Origin of the sequence: Promicromonospora sp. NPDC057488 (assembly GCF_042802395.1) — a bacterium.
Lineage (GTDB): Bacteria > Actinomycetota > Actinomycetes > Actinomycetales > Cellulomonadaceae > Promicromonospora.
Genome location: NZ_JBHVEG010000196.1, coordinates 1 through 11,067, shown reverse-complemented (window position 1 = coordinate 11,067; position 11,067 = coordinate 1). Strand labels below are relative to the sequence as shown.

Here is an 11,067-nt window from a genome sequence, read left to right as displayed (position 1 = left end):
TGTCGAGACCCGGGTCTCGACAAGCCCGACCAGCGTCGCGGGGCGGGGCCCGCGGCTGGGCGGGCTGCTGCGAGACGTCGAGAAGGACCCCCGCGGGGCCGACGACGCCGCCTGGGTCGAGCTGCTCGGCGCGGACGGCGCGGACCTCGAGGACCTCGCCGCGCTGGCCGACCAGGTGCGCCGCGAGCGGGTCGGCGACGCCGTGACGTACGCCGTGAACCGGAACATCGACGCGTCGCTGGGCCTCGCGCCCGAGCGGGTCGCCGAGCTGGCCGCCGAGGCGGTCGCGCTGGGCGCCAGCGAGGTGTGCGCGCAGGGGCTGCCGCCCGCCGAGCAGGGCGCCGACGCCTACCTCGACCTGGCCCGGGCGGTGAAGCGGGGCGGGCCGGGCCTGCACCTGCACGCGTTCCGCCCCGCCGAGCTGGCCGACGGCGCCGCGCGCGCCGGCCTGCCCCTGGCCGGCTGGCTGGAGCGGCTGCGCGAGGCCGGCGTCGACACGGTGCCCGGCACGGGCGCGCGCATCCCGGACGACCGGGTCCGGGGCCTGCTCACGGGCGGCACCGACATCCCGGCGGAGCGCTGGATCGAGCTCGTCACCGCCGCGCACACCGCGGGCCTGCGCTCGACGGCGACGATCGTGTACGGGCACGTCGAGTCGGCCCGCGACCAGGTACGGCACCTGCGTGCCCTGGCCCGGGTCCAGGACGCGACCGGCGGGTTCACCGAGCTGATCCCGATGCCGTGGCTCCCGTCGGAGTCGCCGGTGCCGGTGCCCGGCGCGCGCGTGGCGACCCTGCGCGAGAGCCGCGCCCTGCACGCCGTGGCGCGGCTCCTGCTCGCCGGGCGGATCGACCACGTGCAGGCGGCCTGGACCAAGCTCGGGATGCGCGGGGCGCAGCGGGTGCTCGCGGGCGGCGCCGACGACCTGGGCGGTGTGCTGCTCGACGGCGTCCTCGACCCCGACGCCGGCCCCGAGCAGGGCCGCGAGCTCACGGTCGCGGACGTGACCCGGCTGGCCGCCGAGCTCGGCCGGCCCGTGCGGCAGCGCACCACCACGTACGAGCAGGTGGGGTGACGGCGGCGCTCGACGTCGCCGTCGTCGGCGCGGGCCTGGCCGGGGTGGGGCTCGGCGTGCGCCTGCGGCGCGCGGGGCGCACCGGGTTCACCGTCCTGGAGCGGGCCGACGACGTGGGCGGCACCTGGCGCGACAACGTATACCCGGGCGTCGCCTGCGACATCCCCAGCGCCCTGTACTCCTACTCCTTCCTGCCGCAGCCGCGGTGGTCGCGGGTGTTCGCGCCAGGCGCGGAGATCCACCGGTACGTGCGCGACGTCGTGCGCACCGAGGGCCTCGCCCCGCACCTGCGCCTCGGCACCGACCTCACGTCCGCCCGCTGGGACGACGACGCCGCCGCGTGGCGCCTGACGACGTCGCGCGGGCCGCTCACGGCGCGGGTGCTGGCGACGGCCGTGGGCCGGCTCAGCGAGCCGCGCGTGCCAGAGATCCCGGGACTCGGCACGTTCCCGGGCCGGGTGTTCCACTCCGCACGGTGGGACCGGGACCTGCCCGCCGGGCTGCGTGTCGCTGTGGTCGGCACCGGGGCGAGCGCCGTGCAGCTCGTGCCGGAGATTGCGCGGCGGGCGGCGTCCGTCGTCGTGCTGCAGCGCACCCCGCCGTGGGTGCTGCCGCGCGGCGACCGGGCGTACGCGCCCGGGGAGCCGCGGCCCGAGCGCGCGGCGCTCGCCGAGGAGGCGGAGCGGCTGTTCGACGCCCGGGTCGCGGGGACGCGGGCCGAGGCCGACCTGACGGAGCGTGCGCGGGCGCACCTGCGCGCCCAGGTGCCCGACCCGGCGCTGCGCACGCTGCTCACCCCGGACTACGCGGTGGGCTGCAAGCGCGCGCTGTTCAGCGACGACTGGTATCCGGCTCTGCAGCAGCCGCACGTCACGCTGGAGCCGAGCGCGCCGGTCGCGGTCGAGGGCTCCACGGTGGTCGCGGCGTCGGGCGCGCGGTACGAGGTGGACGTGCTGGTGCTGGCCACGGGGTTCGAGACCACGCGGCCGCCGTTCGCGCACCTGGTCACGGGCCGCGACGGGCGCACGCTCGCCGAGCACTGGGCCGGCGGCATGACCAGCCACGCCTCCACCGTGGTGCACGGCTTCCCCAACCTGTTCGTGCTGGACGGCCCCAACGCGGGGCTCGGCCACCACTCGGCCCTGGAGGTGATCGAGGCGCAGATCGGCTACGTGCTGGGCGCGCTCGACCACCTGGACGCGACCGGCGGGCCGCTGGAGGTCTCCGCGGCGGCCGAGGCCGCCTACACCGCCGAGGTGGACCGGCGCGCCGCGGAGACGGTCTGGCTGCGCGGCGGCTGCCGGAGCTGGTACGTGGACGAGCGCTCGGGCCGCCTGACCCTCCTCTGGCCGGGCCGGGCCGTGGAGTTCAGAGAACGGTTCGGCACCTTCGACCCGGCCCCGTTCGAGGTCGCGGGGCTGCGGACGGACGTGATCCGGGCGGTCGGCAGAATGTCAGGTGATCGGTAGTCCGGGGTGCCGACCACCTGACATTCTGCCGATCACCCGGCCGCGGCCCCGGCGCAGCCGGCTCAGCCCGGGACCAGCCCGTTCTGGTAGGCCCAGACCACCGTCTGCAGGCGGTCGCGCGTGCCGACCTTGGCCATGGCGCGGCCGAGGTGCGACTTGACCGTGCTCGTCTCGACCACGAGCTCCTGCGCGATCTCGGCGTTGGACAGCCCGCGGGCGAGCTGTCGCACGATCTCGGCCTCGCGGGCCGTGAGCTGGGCCGCGGCGGCCGCCTCGTCCGCGGCCGACCGGGGCGGTGCCGTGCGCCGCGCGAACTCGGTGATGACCCGGTGGGTGACCGCCTGGTCGATGAGGCCGTGGCCGTCGGCGAGGCGGCGGACGGCGTCGATCAGCTCCTCGGGCTCGCAGTCCTTGAGGATGAAGCCGCTCGCGCCCGCCTCCAGCGCGCCGAACACGTACTCGTCCAGGTCGAACGTGGTCACCACGAGCACGGCCGGCGGCGTGGGCCCGGACGCGCCCGCCCCGCCCCGCACGATCTGCCGCGTCGCGGCGAGCCCGTCGCCGCCCGGCATGCGCACGTCCATGCAGACGACGTCGGGGTGGTGCCGCCGCGCGAGCTCGACCGCCGTCGGGCCGTCGGCCGCCTCGGCGACCACCTCGATGTCCTCGGCCTGCTCCAGCAGGAACCGGAAGCCGGCCCGGACCACCGCCTGGTCGTCCACCAGCATGACCCTGATCATTCCTGTCCCCCCTCGGCGGGCGCCGCGGACGAGACCGCCGGCGCCGTGGTCGTGACCTCATGGTGCAGCGGGAGCGCCAGGCGCACCCGCCAGCCGCCGTCCGGCATGGTGTCCGTGCTGAGGGTGGCGCCCACGAGGTGCGCGCGCTCCCCCATGCCGATCAGCCCCATACCCCGCCGGTCCGAGCCGCCCGCGGTCCCTCGCCCGGCGGCCCGCTCGTTGGTGACCTCCAGCGCCACCTCCCGCTCCTCGAAGCGCACGGTGACGTGCACCGGCGCGCCCGGCGCGTGCTGGCGCGCGTTGGACAGCGACTCCTGGGCCACCCGGTAGAACGCGGCGTCGGCGATGGGGGCCAGCGGCCGCGGCCGCCCCGCACGCTCCAGGTCCACGGTGTCGCCGAGGGTGCGCGCCGTCCGGACCAGGTCGTCGAGGGCACCGAGCCCGGGCGGCGGCGCGTCGTGCGCGTCCTCGCCCGGCCCGCCGGAGCCGGGCCGCTCCCGCAGCACGCCGACGATGAGCCGCAGGCTGTCCAGCGTCTCCTTTCCCTGGCCGCGGATCCAGGCGGTGCCCTTCTTCGCGGCCTCCGGGTCGCTGTCGATCTGCCGCTCGACGGCGGCCGCCTGCACGACCAGCCCCGAGAGGTGGTGCGCGGCGACGTCGTGCAGCTCGCGGGCCATGCGCGACCGCTCGGCGAAGATCGCCGCCTGCGTGGTGGCCTCCTGCGTGCGCACCACCTCCGCAGCCCGGAGCCGGACCAGCTCGGTGTAGTCGCGGCGGGTGGCGACCGTGGCTCCGACCAGGGCGCTGACCACGTAGCTGATCAGGCCCGAGGCGAGGTGGTTGAGCACCGGCACCAACAGGTCGTTCCCGGTGACGAGGGCGGTGGCCCCCGCGGCGAGCGCCGCGACCGGGGCCGCCGCCGCCGTCACCGCGAGCGCCCGCCGGACCGGCAGCAGCGTGCCCACCGTGTAGCCGGCGATGATCTGCGGGATGCCGCCGACCGACAGGTCGTCGGGCGAGACCGCGGTGATGACCACCTGGCAGGCCACCACGAGGCCGAGGCACAGGACCGGGCGGACCCGGCGCAGGACGAGCGGCAGCGCCTGGACGCACGCGGCGACCGCCAGCAGCACCCCCTGTACCGGGCCGATCGTCAGGCCCTGCTCGTCGACCACGAACCCGAACAGCGCGACCAGCAGGGACGCCGTCATGACGATGACCGCCGCGGCCAGGAGGGCGTCGCGCGCCACCGGGGTGGTCAGACCGACCCGGTTCAGCAGTGCGTCGAACCGGCGGGGACGAGCCGGGGCGATCATGTCGTGGAGCGTCGTGGGGCCGTCCGTGGCGGGCACCCGGCCTGTCGTGGGCATGGCTCAGTACGATACCGACGGCGCGAGCAGGTGGAGGTCGACGGCGTACCAGGCGACCGTGACGAGGGCCAGCACCACGAGCGCGGTGCCGATCACACGGCGCCAGCCGTGCCGGTGCCGGACGGCCCCCACGACCTGGAGCACGGCGGGGACGACGCCGAGCGCGCCGAGCGCCTGCAGCACCTGGAGCTGACGCAGGGAGGCCTCGGGAACGTGCTCCAGGCTCATCACGGTCGGGATGACGACGGCCCAGCCCACGAGCGCGAGCACGGTGACCAGCGCCGCGACCTTGGTCAGGATGCGGGTGACGCGCCCGGTGCCCTCCGGCAGGGACTGCTTGCGCACGCGCCGCCGGATCGCGCCGACGGGCCAGGCGACGGCGGCCACGAGCAGGATCAGCGCGGAGACTCCGAGCAGAGGCAGGGCCACGCCGGCGGCCCGCGCCGGCTCGCCCGGCAGCAGTGTGAACGCGCCCTCGTAGACGATGCCCTCGACCTGGCCGCCGGCCACGCGCATGGCGAGGGTGCGCTGCCCGTCGACCTCGCGCCAGACCCACGGCGCGACCTCCTCGTACAGGGCGGGGCTGACGGCGCCGGGGCCGGGGGTGATGAGCAGCCGGCCGTCCTCGCGGGCGGTGACCTGGGTGGGGTTGAGCAGGTCGAGCGTCACCAGGAAGTTGCTCTGCATGCCCCGGGAGGAGATGTAGGTGCCCTCGGCGAGCGCGGCGTGCTCACGGGCGGTGTCCTGGTCGACGACGGCGGCGTCCGCGGAGCCGGTGCCGGCGTCGTCGGCCGGGAAGTAGCGGTCGGTGAAGCCCTGCAGCACGGCCTCGCGCAGGGCGAGGGTCTCGTAGCCCTTGGTGCCCGTGCTGTTCAGCGAGACGAAGACGCCCGTGCGCTCCTCGGGGTAGAGCTGCAGGTGCGAGTGGAAGAACTGGGTGTCGCCGCCGTGGCCGATGATGCGGTGGCCGTTGCGGCTCTCGTCGAAGAACCCGAGCGCCATCCGGGGCGCGGCCGCGAGGTTGCCCAGCGTGCTCTCGTCGAGCGCGGGCGAGTGCATCAGGTCGAGCGTCTCGGGCTCCAGGAGCTCACCGGCACCGGGCTCGCCGAGCTGGGCCAGCATGAAGCGCGCCATGTCGGGCGCGGACGCCGTGAGCGCGCCGGCCGGCGGGGCGCCGACGATCTCGAACCCACCGGGGGCGGCGTCGGCCGAGGTGTACCCGTTCGACATCCGGTCGGTCAGGTCGCCCGGGAGCGGCTGCTCGAAGGTGGACGACGTCATCCCGGCGGGTGCGAAGACGTTGCGCTCGACGTACTCCTCGAACGGGATGCCGCTGGTGCGCTGGACGATGTACCCGGCCAGGGCGTTGCCGTAGTTGGAGTAGGCGGGGACGGTGCCGGGCGCGTAGATCTGCTCGGGCGGGTCCTGCGCCAGGGCGTCGCGGAGCACGGCCGGCTGGTCGCCGAACCCGATGAGGCCGTCGACGACCTCCTCGAACCCGGCCGTGTGGGTGAGCAGGTTGCGGAGCGTGATCGGCTCGTCGAACCGCCGCGGCACGTCGAAGTCGAGGTACTCCGCGACGTCGGTGTCGAGGTCGAGGTCACCGCTCTCGACGAGCTGCATCACCGCGGTCGCGGTGAACAGCTTGGACACGGAGCCGGGGCGGAACAGGGTCGTCTCGGCGTCGACCGGCACGGCGTCGCCGCCCGTGGTGCCCGTGTCGGCGTGGCCGTAGCCGCGCGTGGTGAGGATCTCGCCGTCGTGCACCACCGTGACGACGCCGCCCGCGATGCCGGCGCTCTCCAGCGCGGCCGGCAGCAGGCCGTCGAGCCAGGCGTCGACGTCGGACGCCACCAGGTCGTGCGCGCCGGCCGGTGCGCCGACCGGCGGGGGCGGCGTCGGCTGCTCGGCGGCCGTGGCGGCGGGCGCGCCGGCGAGGGCGAGCGCCGTCAGGACGCCGAGGGCGGCGAGGGCGCGCCGGGCGCGGTGCGGTGGGGCGCCGTCGGGCCGCTTCGTGGGTGTGTGGTCGTGGGACGAGAACATCGTCGCGCTCCTCGCGCTCGGCGGGTGTTCGGGCTGGTCCGGGGGTGTTTTTCCGGACGTGACCAGCCTGTCTGCCGAGCGCCACGACCACATCGCCCGCAGGCAGGCACTCCGGCTACGACCTTTGGCGGAGGCCGCCGGGGCGTCCTGCTACTTCTGGGCGCGGAACTCACCCCCACGTGGATAGGCTCTGCGCCGTGATCACCTCGGAGATGGTGTCGATCCTGTCGGTGGGGCTGCCCGCGCTCGGCGCGGTGCTGTCGGCGGTGGTCTCGTTCGTCGGCGTCCTGCCGGGTGCCGAGCGGAGGCTGCACCGGCTGGTCGCGATCCACCGCGACATGCCCGAGGGCGAGGGCAAGGACGCGCTCGAGGACGCGCTCAACCAGCTCGCCGTCCGCACGGCGCGCCGCGCGGTGTCCGGACGCGAGGAACGGCAGCGGGAGCGGCGCAAGGTCGACGCGGGCGGAGTGATCGGGGTGGTGATCGTCGTCCTCATCGGTGGCGGCGCGGCCTGGGGGCTGTGGCTGCTCGGCACGCTCCCGGTCTGGCCCGTGCTGCGGTGGACCCTGTGGGTGCTCGCCATCCTGCTGACGCTCGTCACGACGTTCTTCGTCAGCGGGATGCCCATCCTCAAGGAGGAGGACGGCACGAGGAAGGACCGGTCCGCGACGGGCACGAAGAAGGAAGCAGAAGAGCCGGCACCGGAGGATGCTCCGGTACCGGCTCCCGCCGACGGGGTCTGAGCCCCGGGACGGTCAGTGCGCCGAGTAGCCGCCGTCGACCAGGTGGTAGCTGCCCGAGATGAAGGACGCCTCGTCGCTCAGCAGGAACAGCGTGAGCGCCGCGACCTCCTTGTCCGTGCCGAGCCGCTTGGTGGCGTGCTCGTTCTCCAGCGCGGCGAGGGCCTCCGGGCTGAGCGAGGCCCGCACGAGCGGGGTGTCGATGAAGCCGGGGCCCACGGCGTTGGTGCGCACGCCCTGCTCCGTGTACTCCAGCGCGGCCACCTTGGTCAGGCCCACGAGCGCGTGCTTGCTCGCCACGTACGCGGCGTTCTCCGCGATGCCGACCGAGCCGAGCACGGAGGCCATGTTGACGATCGCACCGCCGCCGGCGGCGACCATGGCGGGCAGCTGGAAGCGCAGGCCGTAGAAGACGCCGTCGAGGTCGACCGCGCGTACGCGGTCCCAGGCCGCGACGTCGTACTCGCCGATCTTGGCGGGCGGCGCGCCGATGCCCGCGTTGTTCACCGCGAGGTGCAGCGCCCCGTACTGCTCGACGGCGAAGTCCACCGCGGCCTTCGAGTCCTCGGCCTGCGCCGTGTTCTGCGCGAAGGCCGACGCCGTGCCGCCGGCCGCGACGATCTGGTCCACCACGGACTGCGCGGACTCCAGCTTGATGTCGGTCACGACCACGGAGGCCCCCTCGGCGGCGAGCTCGCGGGAGATCTCCGCGCCGATGCCGCTGCCGCCTCCCGTGACGATCGCTACCTTGCCCTGGAACCGGTCCCTCGTCATCGTGCTCTCCTTGCTCTGGTTCGGACGGCACCTGCCGTCTCCTCCAGTCATATCCCATGGTTGCTCCGGGCGACTACATGCATCGGCATGATGTGAGGAGACAGACAGCCCCGTCCAGCACACCACGGCGCGCGCCGGCGCGCCCGGGGCGGCGTGAGCCAGGCCACACGCACTGCCGGTCACATCTTCGAGGCCCGCCGAGTCAATCCTTCGTTCGGCACCCCAGCCTGGAAGGAAACGTCATGACCTCAGCACTCGACACCCTCCGCCGCGACTTCGGCGGCGACATCATCGAGCCGGGCGCCGCCGACTACGAGTCGGCGGCGCGCTCGCGGCTCGTCGCGGGCAGCCCGGCCTACGTCCTGCGGCCCAAGACCGTGGAGGACGTGCAGACCGCCGTCCGGTTCGCGGCGGGCTCGGGCCTGGTCCTGTCGGTCCGCGGCGGGGGCCACGGCTTCCCGGGCTTCGGCACCAACGACGGCGGCATCGTCATCGACCTGGGCGAGCTCGCGGACATCGAGGTGGTCGACGCCGAGCGGCACCTCGTGCGGATCGGCGGCGGCGCCCACTGGGGGCAGGTCGTGGACGCGCTGGCCCCGCACGACCTCGCGATCTCCTCGGGCGACACCCGGAGCGTCGGCGTCGGCGGGCTCACGCTGAGCGGCGGCATCGGCTGGAAGGTCCGCAAGCACGGCCTGGCCCTCGACAACCTGGTGGCCGCACAGCTGGTCACCGCCGACGGCGGCGTCGTCACCGCGAGCGCCGACGAGCACCCGGACCTGTTCTGGGCGATCCGGGGCGGCGGCGGCAACTTCGGCGTCGTGACGTCGTTCGAGTTCGCGGCGCACCGGACCACGCGCGTCTTCTTCGGCAAGGTGACGTTCCCCGCGGCGGAGGCCGCGACGGTGCTCCAGGGCTGGGCGGACTACCTGCGCACCGCGCCGGAGGAGCTCACCTCGATCACGAACGTCGCGAACCCGTTCACGGGCGGGCCGGAGGCCCCGGTGGAGGTCCACGTGGCGTTCGACGGCGACGACCCGGACGCTGCCGCGGCGGCGCTCGACCCGATCCGCCGGCTGGGGACGGTCCTCGAGGACGACGTCGAGCCGGTCGCCTACGCGGACGTCCTGGTGGAGGGCGGCACGCCGCCGCCCGGGATCCACGTGGTGGCGCACGACGGGCTCGTGGACCGCGACTCGGTCGCGGAGGCCCTGCGGATCCTCGCCGAGACCGGTACGTCGGCGGGCTCGCCGTCGATCTCGATCCGCAGCCTCGGGGGCGCGGTGTCCCGGGTGCCGAGCGACGCCACCGCCTACGCCCACCGGGGCGCGGAGCTCATGGTCACGACGTTCACCGCGGGCCCGGCTCCCGTGATCGAGGCCGCCAGGCCGGTGCTCGACGGGCTGTGGGGCCGGCTCGCCCCGTACCTCAGCGGCGCGTACGCGAACTTCCTCACGACGGCCGATGAGACCGACGTCACAGCCGTCTACCCGAAGCCGACCTACGAGCGGCTCGCGATGGTCAAGGAGCAGTACGACCCGAGCAATCTCTTCGCCCGCAACCACAATGTGCGACCTGGACGGATGTCCTAGTCGGGACCTTCGGCCCGGTGGGCGCCGTCCGGAATCCGGGCGGCGCCCACCGCTTTAGCGCAGGTCGGACATTACGGTCAATAGCTCCGCCGCCTGCCCGAGTCGTCCGTAACGCGATCGTGACTTTCGGGCCGAGGTTGGTTACGGTCGGTCCGGCCCCCGGGGAATTCCGCGGGCACTCGAGGTGGACGCCGAGCCCTGTCACCGCCGCGAGATCTGCTCTGAACAGATGACAGGGACGGGGGAACCAAGTACGTGGGCACCGCCAGGTGCCCTTGGGGTGAAGCCGCAACCAGCACGACGCGGCCGGGTCATTCTCCGATCCGAATCCGACAGCTCACCTCGTAGGCGCCGGGAGAAATGCCGTGAGTACACGCACGCCCGGGCGCCATCGTGCTGCCCACCCGCCGATCACCCCGCTGACCCCGTTCTCGCGTGCCGCGGCACGTGGAATCTCCGCGACCGCCCGCCGTGGCGCGGTCGTCGCAGCCGGCTCGGGACTCCTCGTCTCGCTGCTCGCCGCCCCGGCCAACGCCGCGCCGGCGGAGGAGCCCAGCGCCACCACCGCCGAGCTCAAGGCCGTCAAGGACGCGGTGCACGACGCCGCACAGGAGTCCAGCACCGCTGAGGTGGCCACCGCCGCGCTGACCACCGCCAAGGTGGACACCGCCCCGGCCGTGAAGGTCGCCGCCGCGAGCGAGTTCACGCTGGAGACCGGCACCATCAAGGTGACGCCGGCCCCCGAGCCGGAGCCCGAACCCGAGCCGGAGCCCGAACCCGTCGTCGAGGCCGCCGCGCCCGCCAAGGCCGAGACCACCAAGGCCGTCGCCGAGAAGACCGTGAAGAAGGCCGCAGCGCCGGCCGCCTCCTCCGGGTCCAAGATCCTCGACATCGCCAGGCAGTACATCGGCGTCCCCTACGTCTGGGGCGGCTCGACCCCCGCCGGGTTCGACTGCTCAGGCTTCACGTCCTACGTCTACGCCCAGATCGGCATCACCCTGCCGCACTCCTCGGCGCAGCAGCGCTACTCGGGCACCGAGGTCTCGGCCGCCGAGGCGCAGCCGGGCGACATCATCTGGTCCCCGGGCCACGTCTCCATCTACGCCGGCAACGGCATGCAGATCGAGGCCCCGGTCCCCGGCCAGACCGTCCGGGAGTCCAAGGTCTGGCAGGACAGCCCGGTCTACCTCCGGATCGGCTGACGCCACGGGTCGGCCCCGTCCGACCCCGGCTCCCCACGCGAAGGGCCCGCACCGTCTCGGTG

General features: G+C 74.5%; 8 protein-coding genes, 1 pseudogene and 1 riboswitch. Of the genes and pseudogenes, 5 read left to right on the top strand and 4 right to left on the bottom strand.

Annotated features, from left to right (window positions below):
• Together fbiC and ACFU5G_RS26040 are read left to right on the top strand one after the other, a co-directional pair.
• A pseudogene (gene fbiC, locus ACFU5G_RS26045) lies at positions 1 to 1,075 on the top strand (7,8-didemethyl-8-hydroxy-5-deazariboflavin synthase); the annotation flags it as partial.
• A complete protein-coding gene (locus ACFU5G_RS26040) occupies positions 1,072 to 2,544 on the top strand; it encodes a flavin-containing monooxygenase (RefSeq protein ID WP_377251328.1) in 1,473 nt (490 codons plus the stop codon). The pseudogene fbiC and the gene ACFU5G_RS26040, both read left to right, overlap by 4 nt.
• Positions 2,545 to 2,606: 62 nt before the next feature.
• On the opposite strand, the gene ACFU5G_RS26035 is transcribed toward ACFU5G_RS26040, so the two are convergent.
• The 3 genes from ACFU5G_RS26035 to ACFU5G_RS26025 are packed head-to-tail and all read right to left on the bottom strand — an operon-like array spanning position 2,607 to position 6,697.
• Positions 2,607 to 3,272: a response regulator gene (locus ACFU5G_RS26035; RefSeq protein ID WP_377251326.1), complete on the bottom strand. Its 666-nt coding sequence runs from the start codon at positions 3,270 to 3,272 to the stop codon at positions 2,607 to 2,609.
• Between the two features lie 8 nt (positions 3,273 to 3,280).
• On the bottom strand, positions 3,281 to 4,654 hold the full coding sequence (locus tag ACFU5G_RS26030) for a sensor histidine kinase (RefSeq protein WP_377251324.1): 1,374 nt from the start codon (positions 4,652 to 4,654) through the stop codon (positions 3,281 to 3,283).
• Between the two features lie 3 nt (positions 4,655 to 4,657).
• Complete coding sequence (locus ACFU5G_RS26025; protein ID WP_377251322.1) at positions 4,658 to 6,697, bottom strand: serine hydrolase; 2,040 nt, start codon at positions 6,695 to 6,697, stop codon at positions 4,658 to 4,660.
• Between the two features lie 197 nt (positions 6,698 to 6,894).
• Between ACFU5G_RS26025 and ACFU5G_RS26020 the strand changes: the two genes are divergently transcribed.
• On the top strand, positions 6,895 to 7,440 hold the full coding sequence (locus ACFU5G_RS26020; protein WP_377251320.1) for a hypothetical protein: 546 nt from the start codon (positions 6,895 to 6,897) through the stop codon (positions 7,438 to 7,440).
• A 12-nt stretch (positions 7,441 to 7,452) separates the two neighbouring features.
• Here the strand turns inward: ACFU5G_RS26020 and ACFU5G_RS26015 are convergent, their stop codons facing one another.
• A complete protein-coding gene (locus tag ACFU5G_RS26015) occupies positions 7,453 to 8,211 on the bottom strand; it encodes an SDR family NAD(P)-dependent oxidoreductase (RefSeq protein ID WP_377251318.1) in 759 nt (252 codons plus the stop codon).
• A gap of 242 nt (positions 8,212 to 8,453) precedes the next feature.
• Here ACFU5G_RS26015 and ACFU5G_RS26010 point away from each other — a divergent pair, with 242 nt between their 5' ends.
• Together ACFU5G_RS26010 and ACFU5G_RS26005 are read left to right on the top strand one after the other, a co-directional pair.
• The gene (locus ACFU5G_RS26010) at positions 8,454 to 9,803 is read left to right on the top strand and encodes an FAD-binding oxidoreductase (protein ID WP_377251316.1); all 1,350 of its coding nucleotides are present in this window, start codon (positions 8,454 to 8,456) and stop codon (positions 9,801 to 9,803) included.
• 195 nt (positions 9,804 to 9,998) lie between these two features.
• Positions 9,999 to 10,166, top strand: a riboswitch (cyclic di-AMP (ydaO/yuaA leader).
• 2 nt (positions 10,167 to 10,168) lie between these two features.
• Positions 10,169 to 11,005: a C40 family peptidase gene (locus ACFU5G_RS26005; RefSeq protein ID WP_377251314.1), complete on the top strand. Its 837-nt coding sequence runs from the start codon at positions 10,169 to 10,171 to the stop codon at positions 11,003 to 11,005.
• The last annotated feature ends 62 nt before the right edge of the window (positions 11,006 to 11,067 follow it).